Source organism: Pseudomonas sp. AM8 (genome assembly GCF_036346475.1).
Taxonomy (GTDB): domain Bacteria; phylum Pseudomonadota; class Gammaproteobacteria; order Pseudomonadales; family Pseudomonadaceae; genus Aquipseudomonas; species Aquipseudomonas marginalis.
Genome location: NZ_JAOTNX010000011.1, coordinates 238,109 through 254,823 on the forward strand (window position 1 = coordinate 238,109; position 16,715 = coordinate 254,823).

Sequence of the window (16,715 nt, forward strand, 5' to 3'; positions counted from 1 at the left end):
TCACACCGTTCAGAACGGCACCTTGCCGAGGATCATGTCACGGTACATCACAAAATCCCCGAGCAAGCTGTAGAACGGGTGCTGGAAAGTCGCCGGACGGTTCTTTTCGAAGAAGAAATGCCCGATCCAGGCAAAACTGTAGCCGGCAATCGGCACGGCCAATAACAGCCCCAGTGAGCCTCGGCCGATGGCATAGGCCAGGATGCCGATCACCAGGGTAGTGCCGATAAAGTGCAGGCGCCGGCAGGTGCTGTTGCCGTGCTCGGTCAGGTAATAAGGGTAAAACTCGGCAAAGCTGTTGAATCGCTTGAGGTTTTCCACTACGGCCGGCCCTTTGATTGTTGTGCCGCCGAACAGATGTTCGGCGGGGAGCTTATTTGAGTCTAGAGTGATCAGTGGTAACAGCCAGTGACAATAGATGCCACTTTAGTATCCTTGGCTTTCCTGGCTGCCGTTTTGAGCCTGCTTTATTCAAGAAGACGCCATGAGCGAACGAACAACGTCTGCAAGCTGGGCGATGGGGATAGTCAAGGCACTGGAAATGGACGGCCTGGATTGCCGCGCCTTGTTCAAGCAACTGGGCCTGGACTACGCCGCCCTGAGTGACCCCGATGCGCGGTTCCCGCAGGACTCCATGACCCGCCTGTGGCAGCGCGCGGTCGAGTTGTCGGGCAACCCGGCGATTGGCCTGAACATGGGCAAGGTGGTGCGCCCGGCGTCGTTTCATGTGGCCGGTTACGCCTTGATGTCCAGCAACACCCTGGCCGAAGGCTTCATGCGCTTGGTGCGTTACCAGCGGATCATCGCCGAAAGCGCCGACTTGAGTTTTCGACTATTACCTGAAGGCTATGCGCTGATTCTGACGGTGCATGGCGATCATCTTCCGCCGACCCGACAAAGCGCCGAAGCCTCCCTGGCCTGTGCGTTGGCGCTGTGCGGCTGGCTCACCGGGCGGACCCTGCAACCCCGCAAAGTGCTGTTGCAGGGCGATCAACCGGGGGACCTGGCCCCCTATAAACAAGCGTTCCATGCCCCGCTGGAGTTCGATGCGCCGTATGACGCGCTGATCTTTGAGCGCGCCGACATGGACGCGCCGCTGCCCACGGCCAACGAGGCCATGGCGCTGTTGCACGATCGATTTGCCGGTGAGTACCTGGCGCGGTTCTCCGAAAGCCGCGTGACCCACAAGGCGCGGCAGGTGCTGTGCCGGCTGCTGCCCCAGGGCGAACCCAAGCGCGAAGTGGTGGCCAAGACCCTGCACCTGTCCCAGCGCACCTTGCAGCGGCGCCTGCAGGAAGAAGGCACGAGTTTCCAGACCCTGCTCGACGACACCCGCCGCGAACTGGCCGAGCAATACCTGGCGCAGCCGCGCATGACCCTGTTGGAGATTGCCTACCTGCTGGGCTTTGCCGACCCGAGCAACTTCTTTCGCGCGTTTCGCCGCTGGTTTGATGCCACGCCCGGCGAATACCGGGCGCGGCTGCAGGACGCGTCGACGGTCAGTGACGCCAGAACGCCGGAATGCACAGAACAAAGACTGTGATGATTTCCAGCCGGCCCAGCAGCATGCCCAGGGACAGGATCCACTTGGCCGCATCCGGCAGGCTGGCGAAGTTGCCGGCCGGGCCAATGGTTTCCCCCAGGCCCGGGCCGACACCGGACACGGTGCTGGCGGCGCCGGTGAGTGCGGTCATCCAGTCCAGGCCCAGCAGCGACAAGGCCAGGGCGATGGCGCAGATGGTGATGGCGAAGAAAAACGAAAAGGTCAGGATCGAACGCACGATCTCTTCGTCGAGGCGGTGGCCGTTGTACTTCTGCTTGATTACCGCGCGCGGGTGAATCAGCTGGTTCAAGTTGGCCTTGAGCAGGATATAGGCGACCTGGAAGCGGAAAATCTTGATCCCGCCCGCCGTGGAGCCGGAACAGCCACCGATGAAGCCCAGGTAGAAAAACAGCATCAGTGAGAAGTTGCCCCACAGGCTGTAGTCCCCCAGTGCAAAACCGGTGGTGGTCACTACCGACGTGACGTTCAACGCCACATGGCGCAGGGCGTCCAGCCAATGCAGGTTGGTGGTCCACCAGTACCAGGTGCCGAGCACCAGCCAGGTCACCAGCAACAAACCGAGCAAGCCCTGTACTTGCTGATCCTTGATCAATGCCTTGCGATTACCCCGCAAGGTGGCCACGTACAGGGTAAACGGCAAGCTGCCGAGGATCATCACCACCACCGCCACCCAGTGCACCGCCGGTTGTTTCCAGTGCGCCAGGGACTCGTCCGAGGTGGAGAACCCACCGGTGGAAATCGCCGACATCGCATGGTTGATCGCATCGAACAGGCCCATGCCGGCCCACCAGAACGCCAGGCTACCGAGGATGGTGATGCCGACGTAGGCCGCCACGATCAGCCGCGCCACCATGTGCGAGCGGGGCATGACCTTCTCCGAGCGGTCCGAGGATTCGGTCTGGAACAGGCGCATGCCACCGATGCGCAGCAGCGGCAGGATCGCCACCGCCATGCCGATAAAGCCGATGCCGCCGAGCCAGTGCAGCAGCGAGCGCCACATCAGAATGCCGGGTGACAGGGTGTCCAGGCCGCTCAGCACCGTGGAGCCGGTGGCGGTGATGCCGGACATGCTTTCGAAAAACGAGTCGGTGTAGCTGATGTGCTGGGTCAGCAGGAACGGCAGCGCGGCGAATACGCATACCACCACCCAACTGCTGACCGTGAGCAGGTACATGTCTCGCGGACGCAGGTGCACGTGTTCGGGACGCCCGGGAATCACCAGGGCAAGCCCGGCGACAAAAGTGATCAGGCTGGCCCAGAGGAACGAGGGCAGGTCGCTGGTCCGTTCGAAAATCACCAGGGTCGCCATGGGCACGACCATGGCGATCGCAAGGGTGATCAGGAAGATGCCGATGATGAAACCGATGATGCGTAGGGTCGGCAACGCCATGAAGTGAGCTCGAAATAGGGCAGAGGCGCCATTCTACCTGGGGTGCAGGGCATGTAAACCGGCGGATTTGGGCACAACATGGATCAAATGTGGGAGGGGGCTTGCTCCCGATGTCGGTGTGTCAGTGAAGGAAGTATCTACTGAGCCACCGCTATCGGGAGCAAGCCCCCTCCCACATGGGTTTGCGGTGGTAAAGACAGTGCACAAAAAAGGCGACCCGAAGGCCGCCTCATTCAACACCGCGCTGATCAGAATTCGTGATCAGCGTTATCCGGGTTCAGGTCGCTGATGCCCAGCTTGCCGGCAGCGGCTTCGATCGAGCCGGTCTGCTTGACCAGGGCGGCGATGGCGTCACGCACGATCTGGTTACCTGCGTCGTTACCGGCCGCGATCAACTGGTCGTAGTGCTCACCCTTGTTGGCGTGATCAACCATGACCTGGATCTTCGCTTCGGTCGCCGCCAGGTCCGCTTTCAGCGCGGTATCGGCAGCCGGGTCGGCCTTGGCCACCAGGGACGACAGGCTGGCGCCGGTCAGTTTGGTGCCGTCGACGCGGGTGTACTCGCCCAGGTAGACGTTGCGGATGCCCTTGGCGTCGTAGAAGTGCGAGTAGTGGGTGTTGTCGCTGAAGCAGTCCTGTTCGTCTTCCGGCGAGTTGGCTTCCAGGGAAACCTTCATGCGCTCACCGGCCAGCTCGCCCAAGGACAGGCTGCCCATGCCGAACAACATTTTGCGCAGGCCGTCGGTGGCAGGTTCTGCCTCCAGGGTGGCGCGGTAGTTGTCTTCGACGTTGGGTTTCCAGTTGCCGACCATTTCCTGCAGGTCGCTGACCAGCAGTTGGGTCACGGCGGTCAGGTAGGCGCGGCGGCGCTCGTTGTGGCCGCCGGTTGCGCCGTCGCCGGTCAGGTAGTCCGACGCAGGGCGGTTGCCCGCGCCCGGGCCGGTGCCGTTCAGGTCCTGGCCCCAGAGCAGGAATTCGATGGCGTGGTAGCCGGTGGCGACGTTGGCTTCGGAACCGCCCAGCTCATTGAGGCTGGCGAGTTTTTCCGGGGTGATGTCCTTCACGTCGACCTTGTCTTCGCCGACCTGGACTTCGGTGTTGGCGATGATGTTGGCGGTAGCGCCCGGGTTGCCCAGGGCGTGTTCGTAGGATTTGTCGACGTAGTCGATCAGGCCTTCGTCCAGGGGCCAGGCGTTAACCTGACCTTCCCAGTCATCGATGATGGTGTTGCCGAAGCGGAACACTTCGCTCTGCAGGTACGGAACGCGCGCGGCAACCCAGGCGGCGCGGGCGGCTTTCAGGGTTTCGTCGTTCGGTTTGGCGAGGAAGGCGTCGATTGCGGTTTGCAGGGTTTTTGCCGTGGACTCGGCATCGCTGTACACCGCGAAGACCATGTCGGCGTAATGCGCAACCACGGCCTTGGCGGCCGCTTCATCGACCTGGCCGGCAGGGGTGGCAGCCGCTGGAGCGGTGGTGCTGGCAGCCGGGGTCGGCGCCTGGTTTGCTGCGGGCTTGTCTTTACCTTCGCCGCAACCGGCGAGAGAAATGGCAATGGCCAGCAGACTGGCGGTGGCCAGGGGCATACGAATCATGGCGAACATCCTGCTTCGGTTGTTGATGGGCGCGCGGGGGTCGCGCAAAACTGCGACATAATGCGAAAGATTTGCATTTTGTGTAAAGGGTTATACGCGGGAAATATTCAGTATCGTTTTGCCCGCTCAGAGAATGGCCGCGCCATTGCGCTCCGCCTGCTTCAAAAAAGCCGCCAACTCCCGGGCCGGCAGGGGTTTACTGTAGTAGTAACCCTGACCTTCATGGCAACCCTCGGAGATGATGTAGGCCTCCTGCTCCGCGGTTTCCACGCCTTCCGCGATGACCTGCATGCCCAGGCTTTTGCCCAGTTGGATAATGGCGCGAACGATGGTGGCGTCGTCATCGTCGTCCAGCAGGTCCTGGACGAAGCTTTTGTCGATCTTGATCTTGTCCAGGGGCAGGCTTTTCAAATAGCTCAAGGAAGAATAGCCGGTGCCGAAGTCATCAATCGCGATCAATGCCCCGGAGCGGCGCAGGCTCAACAGGTGTTGGGCGGCGGTGCTGATGTCTTCCATCAGGCCGGTTTCGGTGACTTCCAGCTCCAGGCTGCGCGGCGGCAGGCGGTAGATCTGCATCAGGTTGTTGACCACCCGTGGCAGCTCGGTGTGGTGCAACTGCACGGTGGACAGGTTGACCGCCATGCGCAGTTCGGTGAAGCCCAGGTCATGCCATTCGCGCAATTGTCGACAGGCCTGGTCCAGTACCCATTCGCCAATCGGAATAATGGTGCCGTTCTGTTCTGCCAGCGGGATGAACAGGTCCGGCGGCACCAGGCCGTGTTCCGGGTGCTGCCAACGGATCAGGGCTTCCACGCCTACCACACGCTGGTCGCGATAGCTGATCTGCGGCTGGTAGACCAGGTGGAACTGGTCGCGGCTGAGGGCATCGCGCAGGTCTTTTTCCAGCTCGCGGCGGCGGCGCATTTCGCTGTCGACGCTGGCGATATAGAACTGATAGCGGTTGCGAGAGCGGCTCTTGGCCAGGGTCATGGTCTGTTCGGCTTTTTGCAGCAGCTTCTCGGTGCTGTCGCCATCTTCGGGAAACAAGGTGATGCCGATGGTGGCGCGCAGGCGAATTTCCTCGTGGTCGAGGGCGAACTCCGCCTCCAGGTCGTCGAGGATACTTTGCGCCAGTTCGGCCGCTTCGTAGGGCTGGTCGATATCGGCCTGTACCAGCGCGAACTGGTCGCCCCCCAGGCGGGCGAGGGCGCCGAGGCGACCGCTGTGGGCGCGCAGACGGTCGGCCAGGGCCAGCAGCAATTTGTCGCCGGCCTGGTAGGTAAACTGCTCGTTGACGCTTTTGAAGTCATCCAGTCCCACGCACAGCACCGCAACCCGGCGCTGGCGGCGACCGGCGTCGATGAGGATCTTGTCCAGTTGCTCCTGCAGTTTCTGGCGGTTGGGCAGGCCGGTGAGGAAATCGTACTGGGCCATGCGCAGCAGGCTGGATTCCGCCTCATGGCGCAGGTGGGTGTTGCGCTCGATGGATTCGAGCAACTGGTTGGCGGTGTTGATCCACAACCCCAACTCGTTGCGCTCGTGGCCCTTGAGTTGCGGGATCTTGTGCTCGCTGGGGCGGTCCGGGTTGATCGATGTCAGGTGTTCGATAATCCGCGACAGCGGCTTGGTCAGCAGCCAGTGGTAAACCAGGTACAACACCAGGCCCATGGCCAAGGCGCGTAACACGCCGGAAATGAAGATGATCACCGAACTGACAATAAAGCCCTGGCCGTACGTGGCGGTGTCGAGGGTAATGCTCAGGTCACCGTAATATTCGCTGTAGGGGCCTTTGCCGACCAAGGCAGTGGTGAAGGTGCGTTCCCGGCCAAGAATCAGGTCGGTGAGCCAGCGGCTGGGGGAGTGCTGCAAGGCACGGCTTTTTTCTGCCAGCATGGTTTCGTTGGGATGGCCGATGGAGGCCATGCGCACCGCCTCGTCCTGGAACAGCCCCTCTATCACCTGCATGCCCATCTCGCGGTCCAGGCTATAGACGGCCTGGGTCGAGGGGTCGCGAAACATGTCGAGGATGCGCTGGGCATCACCGGCCACGGCCTGGCGCGTCTTGTAGGCATCGAAAACGATCTGCGCCACGCTCAGCGTCACGCCCACGATCAACGCCGACAGCAGCACGACCCGTAGCAACTTCACCGACAAGCTGTTTTTGAGTTCCAGCTTCAAAGGGGCATTCCTTGTCTCATGCGGGTGGCCTTCAATATGCCATGAGTATTGGCAATCTGAGGTTGGCAGTCAAAGGGACATTGGGGCATAAGCTCAATTGACGTTTTGGCTGACCAGCATTGAGAGGTACCAACGCAGATCGGTGCCTGGCAGACGTGGATAAAGAATCAGCATGCGGTACAAATATTGACTGGAGAGAAGGCGGAGCCGGTCCGCCTTCTGCGAGCCGGCGGTGTTAGTAATTAACCGGACCCTGTGGTTGTTGTTCTTCCCCGCCGATCTTTTCGCCGCCACCGGCTATGTCGATTTCCTTGTTTGCCATGTCCATTACTCCTTTGGCCAGGTCCATACCCTTATCAAGAAGTCCCGTTATCATTGGGATTGCGCCCGTTGCCGCCGACATAGGATCCATCGTAATTCCTCACACGTGATTAAGAGGTTTATTCCTCCTACCCCTTGTGTGGTGAATCCTATTGGTGGGTTCCAGTATTTCTGGCTTGCCTATGCTGCACCCACAAAAAAGCCCGGCAATCGCCGGGCTCTTTCTACTGCAAGGGTTGCTTAGGCAGTGAAGGTCTTGCCTTCGAACTGCTCAGCGACGAACTTCCAGTTGACCAGGTTCCAGAACGCTTCCACATACTTTGGACGTACGTTGCGGTAGTCGATGTAGTAGGCGTGTTCCCACACGTCGCAGGTCAGCAGCGGGGTGTCGCCGCTGGTCAGCGGGTTGCCGGCGCCGATGGTGCTGGCCAGGGCCAGGGAACCGTCAGCCTTTTTCACCAGCCAGCCCCAACCGGAACCGAAGGTGCCGACGGACGTCTTGGTGAATTCTTCCTTGAACTTGTCGAACGAACCGAACGCGGCGTTGATGGCTTCAGCCAGCGCGCCGGTGGGTTGGCCGCCGGCGTTTGGTGCCAGGCAGTTCCAGTAGAAGGTGTGGTTCCAGACCTGAGCGGCGTTGTTGAAGATGCCGCCCGAAGAAGATTTGACGATTTCTTCCAGGGTCTTGCCTTCGAACTCGGTGCCTGGCACCAGGTTGTTCAGGTTCACGACATAGGTGTTGTGGTGCTTGTCGTGGTGGTATTCCAAGGTTTCCTTGGAGATGTGCGGCTGCAGGGCATCGTGTGCGTAGGGCAGCGGCGGCAATTCGAAAGCCATGATGATTCTCCTAATCAGGTCAGTTGCGGTGAGCGCAAGGCCGATCACGGGCGGCCAAACAAGCGCCGGGGAGTTTGTACTCTTTGCGGCGCAGGGTCCGGATCATAGCACCGGGGGTGCGGCAAAACCACGCAACAACTGTGTGGGATAGAGGTTCCAGAGCGTTTTGGAATATTCATCAGGCGCTGATCAATTGATAGGCCACGCTGAACATCATCGCCGCTACCAACAGGTCCAACAGGCGCCATGTCGCCGGGCGTGCCAGCCATGGCGCCAGCCAGGCCGCGCCGAGCGCCAGGGTGGCGAACCACAGCAACGATGCACTCGCGGCCCCGGCCACGTAGGCGCCGGGTTCGGTTTGTTGCGCGCCCAGTGAGCCGATCAGCAGCACCGTGTCCAGGTACACATGAGGATTGAGCAACGTGACCGCCAGGGCGCTGAGCAATACGGCGCGCAATGAGCGGACCTTGAGGTCGCCCCCTTGCTCCAGGCCCTGTGTCGAAAACGCCCGGCGCAGCGCCAGGGTGCCGTACCACAGCAGGAACGCGGCGCCGCCCCAGCGGGCAATCGCCAGCAGCAGCGGGTTTTGTGCCAGCACCGTCGCCAGGCCGAATACCCCGGCGGCCACGAGCAAGGCGTCGCACACCACGCACAACGCCGCCACCGGCAGGTGATGTTCACGGCGCAGGCTTTGCGCCAATACAAATGCGTTTTGCGTGCCGATGGCCATGATCAGCCCCAGGGCCACCAATAATCCGTTCAGATAGCTTTGCCACATAACCATTACTCCGAAGTCGCTGCCAGTTGCCGCAATACGTCCATGGCTCGCTCGGCATCCGCACGGCCGACGAACAGGTGGTCGTGGTAGTAGCCGGCGATCACGTTGCAACTGATCCCGGCTTTGCCGAGTGCGCTGGCGAAGGCGGCCGTCAGGCCCACGGCTTGCAGCGCTGAATGCACATTCAGGGTGATCCACGCGGCGATGTAGTCGAACGCCAGCCCGGCCTGTTCCGCCTGCCGGCGCTCCAGGATCAGGGTCAGGCCTTCCTGCTCGCGAAAGCTGCCGATGGCCTCGCAACCGGCCGGGATACGATGGTCAGGCAGGGTGCAGAACACGTAGTCACCGTCATTGAGCTGCGGGCTCATGCTACGCAGCAGGGTTGCCAGGGCGGTTTCGCCAGCCATGGTGAAGGTTCCTTTTAAAGAGAGAAGCGATGCTGGCTATTCTCGTGGTCCAGGCTGTATAAGAAAAACCAATATTGCTGATCGCTCATTAGAGAAACTGATGTTCGACTATAAATTGCTTTCCGCCCTGGCGGCGGTGGTGGAACAGGCCGGCTTCGAGCGCGGTGCCCAGGTATTGGGGCTGTCGCAATCGGCGATTTCCCAGCGCATCAAGTTATTGGAAGCACGCATCGGCCAGCCGGTGCTGGTGCGGGTTACGCCGCCGGCGCCCACCGATATCGGTCGGCGTTTGCTTAACCATGTGCAGCAGGTGCGGCTGCTGGAGCGCGACCTGCAAAGCCAGGTGCCGGCGCTGGACGAAGAAGGCATGCCTGAACGCCTGCGCATCGCCCTGAATGCCGACAGCCTGGCCACTTGGTGGGCCGAGGCGGTCAGCGACTTCTGTGCCGAGCAGCATTTGCTGCTGGATCTGGTCGTAGAAGACCAGACGGTGGGGCTCAAGCGCATGCGCGCCGGGGAAGTAGCCGCCTGTATCTGCGCCAGCGAGCGCCCGGTGGCCGGAGCCCGCAGCCTGTTGCTCGGCGCCATGCGTTATCGGGCGTTGGCCAGCCCTGCATTTGTTGCACGGCATTTCCCCCAAGGTGTGCGTGCCGAGCAACTGGCGCGCACACCGGCACTGGTGTTCGGCCCGGATGATTTCCTGCAGCACCGCTACCTGGCGTCTCTGGGCGTGGACGGCGGTTTCGAACACCATTTATGCCCATCGTCCGAAGGCTTTATCCGCCTGGCGGAAGCCGGGCTCGGCTGGGGGCTGGTGCCTGAGTTGCAGGTGCGCGACCAACTGGAAAAGGGCGTGTTGGTCGAGTTGATGCCAGATAAGCCCATCGATGTACCGTTGTACTGGCATCATTGGCGCAGCGGCGGGCAGCTGTTGGGCCTGTTGACCGACCACCTGGCCCAAGCCTGCGGACAATGGTTGGTGCCGTTGGACTGATGGCGGTCGTCAAGGCAACAGCGATGAAAAATGAAAGAACACGGGGTAATACATGAAGATTCTGGTCACCGGCGCAAGCGGCTTCATCGGCGGGCGCTTTGCGCGTTTCGCCCTGGAGCAGGGCCTGGACGTGCGGGTCAACGGGCGGCGCGCCGAGGGTGTGGAGCACCTGGTTCGACGCGGTGCCGAGTTTATCCAGGGTGACTTGAGTGATGCCGACCTGGTGCGCGACCTGTGCCGCGATGTCGAAGCCGTGGTGCATTGTGCAGGCGCCGTGGGCTTGTGGGGGAAGTACCAGGACTTCCATCAAGGCAACGTGCTGGTGACTGAAAACGTCGTGGAAGCCTGCCTCAAGCAGCGCGTGGGCCGTCTGGTGCACCTGTCGTCGCCGTCGATCTACTTCGACGGGCGCGATCACCTCGGGTTGACCGAAGAGCAAGTCCCCAAGCGCTTCAAGCATCCCTATGCGGCCACGAAGTACCTGGCCGAACAGAAAGTGTTCGGCGCCCAGGAGTTCGGTCTCGAGGTGCTGGCCCTGCGCCCGCGTTTCGTCACCGGTGCCGGTGACATGAGTATTTTTCCGCGCCTGTTGAAGATGCAGCGCAAGAACCGCCTGGCTATCGTCGGCGACGGTCTCAACAAGGTCGACTTCACCAGTGTGCACAACCTCAACGAAGCGCTGCTCAGCAGCTTGCTGGCCACCGGTTCGGCTCTGGGCAAGGCCTACAACATCAGCAACGGCACGCCGGTGCCGGTGTGGGATGTGGTCAATTACGTGATGCGCCAAATGGAGCTGCCCCAGGTGACCCGTTATCGCTCCTACGGCTTGTCTTACAGCGTGGCGGCGCTTAACGAAGCCTTTTGCGCAATGTGGCCCGGTCGTCCGGAGCCGGCGTTATCGCGCCTGGGCATGCAGGTAATGAACAAAGATTTCACCCTCGACATCAGCCGGGCCAGGCATTATCTGGATTACGAGCCCAAGGTCAGCCTGTGGACTGCCCTCGACGAGTTCTGCAGTTGGTGGAAGGCCCAGGATCCCGGGTTCAAATAAGGTCACAACAGGCAACACATCGGGAACCGAATTCCAGGTTCCGGGTCGATCAACGCGACGGGCTTGGGGTTTATACTCCCGTCGCTCGGCTTTCCAGCCGGCTAACTCACTGATTCAGGGTTGATTCATGCGTAACGATGCCAAAGACGATTTCGACAACATTCCCAGCCTGCGGGCCGATCTTGGGGATGACGATGATTTCGAACCTTCCCCGGCCACCTCGGTGCGTTCGCGCAACACGCCCGTGGTCAAGGTCAAGGGCGCCAGCACCGGCCCGCTGTGGGCATTGATCGGCGCGCTGCTGATCGCCTTCGCCGGCCTGGCCTGGTGGAGCTTCCAGCAGATTTCCCTGATGGGCCAGCAGTTGGTAGCCACCCAGGAAAGCTTTGCGCGCATCAGCGAAGAAGCGGCAGGGCGCCTGCAGGATATTTCCGGCAAGGTCGTAGCCAGTGAAGCCAATGTGAACAACGGCAGCGAAGCACTGAAACTGCAGATCAAACAGCTGGAAACCCAGTTGCTGGAGCAGGGCAAGCAGCAGCTCGGCGTTGCCGGCCAGGCCACCGAGCTGGACAAGCGCCTGGCGCAAATGACTGCCAGCACCACTGAGCTGTCGAGCGCCAATGCCAAGCTGCAGGGCCAGGTGCAAGCCTTGACCGATGCAGTGGCCACCCTGAAGGCTGCGCAGGGCGATGCCGGCAAGCGCGATACGGAGATAAAGGAATTGGCTGCTGATGTGGCCGCCTTGAAAAAGCAAGGTAACCCGAGCGCAGCCATCGCCCGTCTTGAGCAGGACCTCGTGGTACTCAAAAGCGCCCAGGACAGCCAGCCGGCCAACAGCGATGCGCCGACCAACAAGGAATTCGACGTGTTCCGCATCCAGACCACCCGCAATATCACCACCTTGCAGAGCCAGGTGCAGAACCTGAATCAGCGCCTGAATGCGCCGGCGGCAGCAACGCCGCTCGGCCAGTAATATCGGGCCTGTGGCAAGCTTGCTTGCCACAGGCCGCCTAGCGGCTTGAATGTCACCATCTGGTGACATTTCCCATCCCCTTCGTTACTTGCCCCCACCTTGCCCTTGTTTAGACTCCGGTCATCCCACAAACAATAATAAGGGCCACCCATGACCACGCGACCACTGCCTGCCAGCAGTTGGCTGAATGCACCTGCCCATCACGACTGGCTCGCCGCCGAAGGGCAGCGCCTGCTGGCCTTCGCCAAGGCCTCCCGTCTGCCTGAGGGTTTTGGCAACCTCGACGACAGAGGCCAGTTGCCGGCCGATGCTCGCGCCGAAACCATGAATACCGCGCGCATGACCCACAGCTTCGCCATGGCCCATGCCATGGGCTTGCCGGGTTATGCCGAATTGGTGGCGCACGGTGTTGCGGCCCTGGGCGGACCTTTGCGTGACAGCGAACACGGTGGCTGGTTCGCCGTGCCCCAGGCCCTGGACGGCAACAGCGGCAAGGCGGCCTACCTGCATGCCTTTGTCGCCCTGGCCGCCAGCTCGGCCGTGGTGGCAGGCGCGCCCGGTGCGCAAAATCTGCTGAACGACGCCATCCATATCATCGACCAGTTCTTCTGGAGCGAAGAGGAGGGCGTGATGCTCGAATCCTTCGCCCGGGACTGGAGCGGCGTCGAAGCCTATCGCGGCGCCAACAGCAACATGCACGCCACCGAAGCCTTCCTGGCCCTGGCCGATGTCACCGCCGACACACGTTGGCTGGATCGCGCCCTGCGCATCGTCGAGCGAGTGATTCATACCCACGCCGCCGCCAACCAGTTCATGGTAATCGAGCATTTCGACGCGCAATGGAAACCCCTGCTCGATTACAACGAAGACAACCCCGCCGATGGCTTCCGCCCGTATGGCATCACCCCTGGCCATGGCTTTGAGTGGGCGCGGCTGGTGCTGCACCTGGAAGCCGCGCGCCTGCAGGCCGGGCTGGCCACGCCGGACTGGCTGCTGAGCGCCGCCAAGGGCCTGTTTGCCAGCGCCTGCGACTATGCCTGGGCCGTGGATGGCGCCCCCGGTATCGTCTACACCCTGGACTGGAACCACCGCCCGGTCGTGCGCGAGCGTCTGCACTGGACCCACGCCGAAGCCAGCGCCGCTGCCCAGGCCTTGCTCAAACGCACGGGTGAGCTGCATTACGAAACCTGGTACCGGCGTTTCTGGGAGTTTTGCGACACCCATTTCATCGACCGCCTCCACGGCAGCTGGCACCACGAACTCAGCCCGCACAACCAGCCCAGCAGCACCATCTGGGGCGGTAAACCGGACCTGTACCATGCCTGGCAAGCGGTCGTGCTGCCTGCACTGCCCCTGGCACCGAGCATGGCCAGCGCTTTAGGCGCTGGGTGTTATGTCACCAAGTGGTGACATTTGTGCATCCCTTTGTTACCTGTGCTCGAAAAAACCATGTTTAAACTCCGTGCAGCGCAAGCTCCAGACTTGCATGCATAACAACAAGAAAAGGTATTCAGATGAACGCGATTAATCGCCTCGCCGTAGCTATTTCCGTTGCCTCGTTGTTTCCCCTCAGTGCATTTGCCGCCGACTCCAAAGGGACGGTTGAAGTTGTGCATTGGTGGACCTCGGGTGGCGAAAAAGCGGCTGTAGATGTCCTGAAGGCCCAAGTCGAGAAAGACGGCTTCACCTGGAAAGACGGCGCCGTCGCAGGTGGCGGTGGCGCTACTGCCATGACCGTGCTGAAAAGCCGCGCGGTCGCCGGCAACCCGCCAGGCGTTGCCCAGATCAAAGGCCCCGACATCCAGGAGTGGGCCTCTACCGGCCTGCTCGACACCGACGTCCTGAAGTCCGTCGCCAAAGACGAAAAATGGGATTCCCTGCTCGACAAGAAAGTCTCCGACACCGTGAAGTACGACGGCGACTACGTTGCCGTACCGGTCAACATCCACCGCGTGAACTGGCTGTGGATCAACCCGGAAGTCTTCAAGAAAGCCGGTATCACCAAGAACCCAACCACCCTCGAAGAATTCTACGCCGCCGGCGACAAGCTCAAGGCCGCGGGCTTCATCCCGCTCGCCCACGGTGGCCAGCCTTGGCAGGACAGCACCGTGTTCGAAGCGGTGGTCCTGTCGGTAATGGGCGCCGATGGCTACAAGAAAGCCCTGGTCGACCTCGATAACGCTGCGCTGACCGGCCCGGAAATGGTCAAGTCCCTGACCGAGCTGAAGAAAGTCGCGACCTATATGGACGTCGACGGCAAAGGCCAGGACTGGAACCTCGAAGCAGGCAAGGTCATCAACGGCAAGGCCGGTATGCAGATCATGGGTGACTGGGCCAAGTCGGAATGGACCGCCGCCAAGAAAGTCGCCGGCAAAGACTACGAGTGCGTAGCCTTCCCGGGCACCGACAAAGCCTTCACCTACAACATCGACTCCCTGGCGGTGTTCAAGCAGAAAGACAAAGGCACTGCCGCTGGCCAGCAGGACATCGCCAAAGTCGTGCTGGGTGAAAACTTCCAGAAGGTGTTCAGCATCAACAAGGGCTCGATCCCTGTTCGCAACGACATGCTGAACAAAATGGACTCGTACGGTTTCGACTCCTGCGCCCAGACCGCCGCCAAGGACTTCCTGGCTGACGCCAAGACCGGCGGCCTGCAGCCAAGCATGGCGCACAACATGGCCACCACCCTGGCGGTGCAAGGTGCGTTCTTCGATGTCGTGACCAACTACATCAACGACCCGAAAGCCGACCCGGCCGACACCGCCAAGAAACTCGGCGCTGCGATCAAGTCTGCCAAGTAACGGTTGACCTTGTGAGGGGGATCCCTGACCCCTCACAAGGCGTGCTTCTGTAGTCCTTTTTCCCTGTATTGGATTTCCCCATGAGTTCTGTTGCTGTGTTCAGCAAAGCCTCGCCGTTCGATGCACTGCAGCGCTGGCTACCCAAACTGGTGCTGGCGCCCAGCATGTTCATCGTGTTGGTGGGTTTCTACGGCTACATCCTGTGGACGTTTGTGCTCTCGTTCACCACCTCTACGTTCCTGCCAAGCTACAAATGGGCGGGTCTTGCGCAATACGAGCGGTTGTTCGACAACGACCGTTGGTGGGTGGCGAGCAAGAACCTGGCGCTGTTCGGCGGGATGTTCATCGGCATCACCCTGGTGATCGGCGTGACGCTGGCGATTTTCCTCGACCAGAAAATCCGCCGCGAAGGTTTTATCCGCACCATTTACCTGTACCCGATGGCGCTCTCGATGATCGTCACCGGTACCGCCTGGAAATGGCTGCTCAACCCGGGCATGGGCCTGGACAAACTCCTGCGTGACTGGGGCTGGGAAGGCTTCCGTCTCGACTGGCTGATCGACCCGGACCGCGTGGTCTACTGCCTGGTGATTGCCGCCGTGTGGCAAGCCTCCGGCTTCATCATGGCGATGTTCCTCGCTGGCCTGCGTGGGGTTGACCAGTCGATCATCCGTGCCGCCCAGATCGACGGCGCGAGCCTGCCGCGCATCTACTGGAGCGTGGTGCTGCCCAGCCTGCGTCCGGTGTTCTTCAGTGCGGTGATGATCCTGGCGCACATTGCGATCAAGAGCTTCGACCTGGTGGCGGCCATGACGGCCGGTGGCCCGGGCTATTCGTCCGACCTGCCTGCGATGTTCATGTACTCGTTCACCTTCAGCCGTGGCCAGATGGGCATGGGCTCGGCCAGTGCAATCCTGATGCTCGGTGCGATCCTCGCGATCATCGTGCCTTACCTCTACTCCGAGCTGAGGACCAAGCGTAATGACTAGTCTCGCTGCCAAACCTGCCATCGGCCTGAGCCGCATCGCGATCTACGCGGTGCTGATCCTTGCAGTGTTGCTGTACCTGGTACCGCTGGTGGTGATGTTGCTCACCAGCTTCAAGACCCCTGAAGACATCAGCACCGGCAACCTGTTGAGCTGGCCGACCGTGGTCAGCGGCATCGGCTGGGTCAAGGCCTGGGACACCGTGGATGGCTACTTCTGGAACTCGATCAAGATCACCGTGCCGGCCGTGCTGATTTCCACCGCCATCGGTGCGTTGAACGGTTATGTGCTGTCGTTCTGGCGCTTCCGTGGTTCGCAGCTGTTCTTCGGCTTGCTGTTGTTCGGCTGCTTCCTGCCGTTCCAGACCGTGCTGCTGCCCGCGTCGTTCACCCTCGGCAAGATGGGCCTGGCCAGCACCACCACCGGCCTGGTGTTTGTGCACGTGGTGTACGGCCTGGCGTTCACCACGCTGTTCTTCCGTAACTACTACGTGAGCATCCCGGATGCGTTGATCAAGGCGGCACGCCTGGACGGAGCGGGTTTCTTCACCATCTTCCGCCAGATCATTCTGCCGATGTCCACGCCGATCATCATGGTCTGCCTGATCTGGCAGTTCACCCAGATCTGGAATGACTTCCTGTTCGGTGTGGTGTTCTCCAGTGGCGACTCCCAGCCCATCACGGTGGCGCTGAACAACCTGGTCAACACCAGCACCGGGGCCAAGGAATATAACGTGGATATGGCGGCGGCGATGATCGCCGGGCTGCCGACCCTGCTGGTCTATGTGATCGCAGGCAAGTATTTCGTGCGCGGCCTGACGGCCGGCGCGGTCAAGGGGTAATC

16 protein-coding genes are annotated in these 16,715 nt (G+C 61.2%); 8 read left to right on the forward strand and 8 right to left on the reverse strand.

The features are described 5' to 3' along the window. Positions 1-9 precede the first annotated feature (9 nt). Positions 10-321 (reverse strand): DUF962 domain-containing protein, encoded by a 312-nt coding sequence (locus V3W40_RS24810; RefSeq protein WP_027605580.1) that lies wholly within the window; start codon positions 319-321, stop codon positions 10-12. A 163-nt stretch (positions 322-484) separates the two neighbouring features. Here V3W40_RS24810 and V3W40_RS24815 point away from each other — a divergent pair, with 163 nt between their 5' ends. Continuing rightward, positions 485-1,543, forward strand: coding sequence for an AraC family transcriptional regulator (locus tag V3W40_RS24815; protein ID WP_065925924.1), 1,059 nt, complete (start codon positions 485-487; stop codon positions 1,541-1,543). On the opposite strand, the gene V3W40_RS24820 is transcribed toward V3W40_RS24815, so the two are convergent. The 7 genes from V3W40_RS24820 to V3W40_RS24850 all read right to left on the reverse strand — a co-directional run bounded on the left by V3W40_RS24820 (position 1,500) and on the right by V3W40_RS24850 (position 9,067). Next, positions 1,500-2,954 carry a TrkH family potassium uptake protein gene (locus tag V3W40_RS24820; RefSeq protein ID WP_027605582.1) on the reverse strand — a complete coding sequence of 485 codons (1,455 nt, stop codon included), beginning with the start codon at positions 2,952-2,954 and terminating at the stop codon, positions 1,500-1,502. The genes V3W40_RS24815 and V3W40_RS24820 overlap by 44 nt on opposite strands. 248 nt (positions 2,955-3,202) lie before the next feature. Beyond that, positions 3,203-4,546, reverse strand: a complete 1,344-nt coding sequence (locus tag V3W40_RS24825; protein WP_027605583.1) for an imelysin family protein — start codon at positions 4,544-4,546, stop codon at positions 3,203-3,205. Between the two features lie 126 nt (positions 4,547-4,672). Then, positions 4,673-6,724, reverse strand: a complete 2,052-nt coding sequence (locus V3W40_RS24830) for a putative bifunctional diguanylate cyclase/phosphodiesterase (RefSeq protein ID WP_027605584.1) — start codon at positions 6,722-6,724, stop codon at positions 4,673-4,675. Between the two features lie 235 nt (positions 6,725-6,959). After that, a complete protein-coding gene (locus tag V3W40_RS24835; protein WP_330215798.1) occupies positions 6,960-7,136 on the reverse strand; it encodes a hypothetical protein in 177 nt (58 codons plus the stop codon). 149 nt (positions 7,137-7,285) lie between these two features. Beyond that, positions 7,286-7,882: a superoxide dismutase gene (locus V3W40_RS24840; protein WP_003212997.1), complete on the reverse strand. Its 597-nt coding sequence runs from the start codon at positions 7,880-7,882 to the stop codon at positions 7,286-7,288. 178 nt (positions 7,883-8,060) lie between these two features. Continuing rightward, on the reverse strand, positions 8,061-8,660 hold the full coding sequence (locus V3W40_RS24845; protein ID WP_065925927.1) for a LysE/ArgO family amino acid transporter: 600 nt from the start codon (positions 8,658-8,660) through the stop codon (positions 8,061-8,063). Between the two features lie 5 nt (positions 8,661-8,665). Continuing rightward, entirely contained in the window at positions 8,666-9,067 is a 402-nt protein-coding gene (locus V3W40_RS24850) for an ACT domain-containing protein (RefSeq protein ID WP_027605586.1), read from the reverse strand. A 100-nt stretch (positions 9,068-9,167) separates the two neighbouring features. On the opposite strand from V3W40_RS24850, the gene V3W40_RS24855 reads away from it, so the two are divergent. The 7 genes from V3W40_RS24855 (at position 9,168) to V3W40_RS24885 (ending at position 16,713) form a co-directional block, all read left to right on the forward strand. Continuing rightward, positions 9,168-10,061, forward strand: a complete 894-nt coding sequence (locus V3W40_RS24855; protein ID WP_065925928.1) for a LysR family transcriptional regulator ArgP — start codon at positions 9,168-9,170, stop codon at positions 10,059-10,061. A gap of 52 nt (positions 10,062-10,113) precedes the next feature. Then, positions 10,114-11,112: an NAD-dependent epimerase/dehydratase family protein gene (locus tag V3W40_RS24860; RefSeq protein WP_027605588.1), complete on the forward strand. Its 999-nt coding sequence runs from the start codon at positions 10,114-10,116 to the stop codon at positions 11,110-11,112. A gap of 127 nt (positions 11,113-11,239) precedes the next feature. Continuing rightward, a complete protein-coding gene (locus V3W40_RS24865; RefSeq protein WP_065947868.1) occupies positions 11,240-12,085 on the forward strand; it encodes an ATPase in 846 nt (281 codons plus the stop codon). A 150-nt stretch (positions 12,086-12,235) separates the two neighbouring features. Then, positions 12,236-13,495, forward strand: a complete 1,260-nt coding sequence (locus V3W40_RS24870; protein WP_065925931.1) for a D-mannose isomerase — start codon at positions 12,236-12,238, stop codon at positions 13,493-13,495. A gap of 104 nt (positions 13,496-13,599) precedes the next feature. Then, the gene (locus V3W40_RS24875) at positions 13,600-14,886 is read left to right on the forward strand and encodes an ABC transporter substrate-binding protein (protein ID WP_027605591.1); all 1,287 of its coding nucleotides are present in this window, start codon (positions 13,600-13,602) and stop codon (positions 14,884-14,886) included. 80 nt (positions 14,887-14,966) lie between these two features. After that, positions 14,967-15,875 (forward strand): carbohydrate ABC transporter permease, encoded by a 909-nt coding sequence (locus tag V3W40_RS24880; protein ID WP_003175732.1) that lies wholly within the window; start codon positions 14,967-14,969, stop codon positions 15,873-15,875. Then, positions 15,868-16,713, forward strand: a complete 846-nt coding sequence (locus V3W40_RS24885) for a carbohydrate ABC transporter permease (RefSeq protein WP_330215799.1) — start codon at positions 15,868-15,870, stop codon at positions 16,711-16,713. Before V3W40_RS24880 ends, V3W40_RS24885 begins: the two co-directional genes overlap by 8 nt. Positions 16,714-16,715 lie beyond the last annotated feature (2 nt).

Bases quoted from the DNA above. Each gene is read 5' to 3' on its own strand.
- V3W40_RS24865 (WP_065947868.1), top strand. From the start codon at position 11,240: ATGCGTAACGATGCCAAAGACGATTTCGACAACATTCCCAGCCTGCGG.
- V3W40_RS24850 (WP_027605586.1), bottom strand. From the start codon at position 9,067: ATGGCTGGCGAAACCGCCCTGGCAACCCTGCTGCGTAGCATGAGCCCG.
- V3W40_RS24820 (WP_027605582.1), bottom strand. From the start codon at position 2,954: ATGGCGTTGCCGACCCTACGCATCATCGGTTTCATCATCGGCATCTTC.
- V3W40_RS24840 (WP_003212997.1), bottom strand. From the start codon at position 7,882: ATGGCTTTCGAATTGCCGCCGCTGCCCTACGCACACGATGCCCTGCAG.
- V3W40_RS24815 (WP_065925924.1), top strand. From the start codon at position 485: ATGAGCGAACGAACAACGTCTGCAAGCTGGGCGATGGGGATAGTCAAG.
- V3W40_RS24825 (WP_027605583.1), bottom strand. From the start codon at position 4,546: ATGATTCGTATGCCCCTGGCCACCGCCAGTCTGCTGGCCATTGCCATT.
- V3W40_RS24855 (WP_065925928.1), top strand. From the start codon at position 9,168: ATGTTCGACTATAAATTGCTTTCCGCCCTGGCGGCGGTGGTGGAACAG.
- V3W40_RS24885 (WP_330215799.1), top strand. From the start codon at position 15,868: ATGACTAGTCTCGCTGCCAAACCTGCCATCGGCCTGAGCCGCATCGCG.
- V3W40_RS24835 (WP_330215798.1), bottom strand. From the start codon at position 7,136: ATGGATCCTATGTCGGCGGCAACGGGCGCAATCCCAATGATAACGGGA.
- V3W40_RS24875 (WP_027605591.1), top strand. From the start codon at position 13,600: ATGAACGCGATTAATCGCCTCGCCGTAGCTATTTCCGTTGCCTCGTTG.
- V3W40_RS24880 (WP_003175732.1), top strand. From the start codon at position 14,967: ATGAGTTCTGTTGCTGTGTTCAGCAAAGCCTCGCCGTTCGATGCACTG.
- V3W40_RS24845 (WP_065925927.1), bottom strand. From the start codon at position 8,660: ATGTGGCAAAGCTATCTGAACGGATTATTGGTGGCCCTGGGGCTGATC.
- V3W40_RS24860 (WP_027605588.1), top strand. From the start codon at position 10,114: ATGAAGATTCTGGTCACCGGCGCAAGCGGCTTCATCGGCGGGCGCTTT.
- V3W40_RS24870 (WP_065925931.1), top strand. From the start codon at position 12,236: ATGACCACGCGACCACTGCCTGCCAGCAGTTGGCTGAATGCACCTGCC.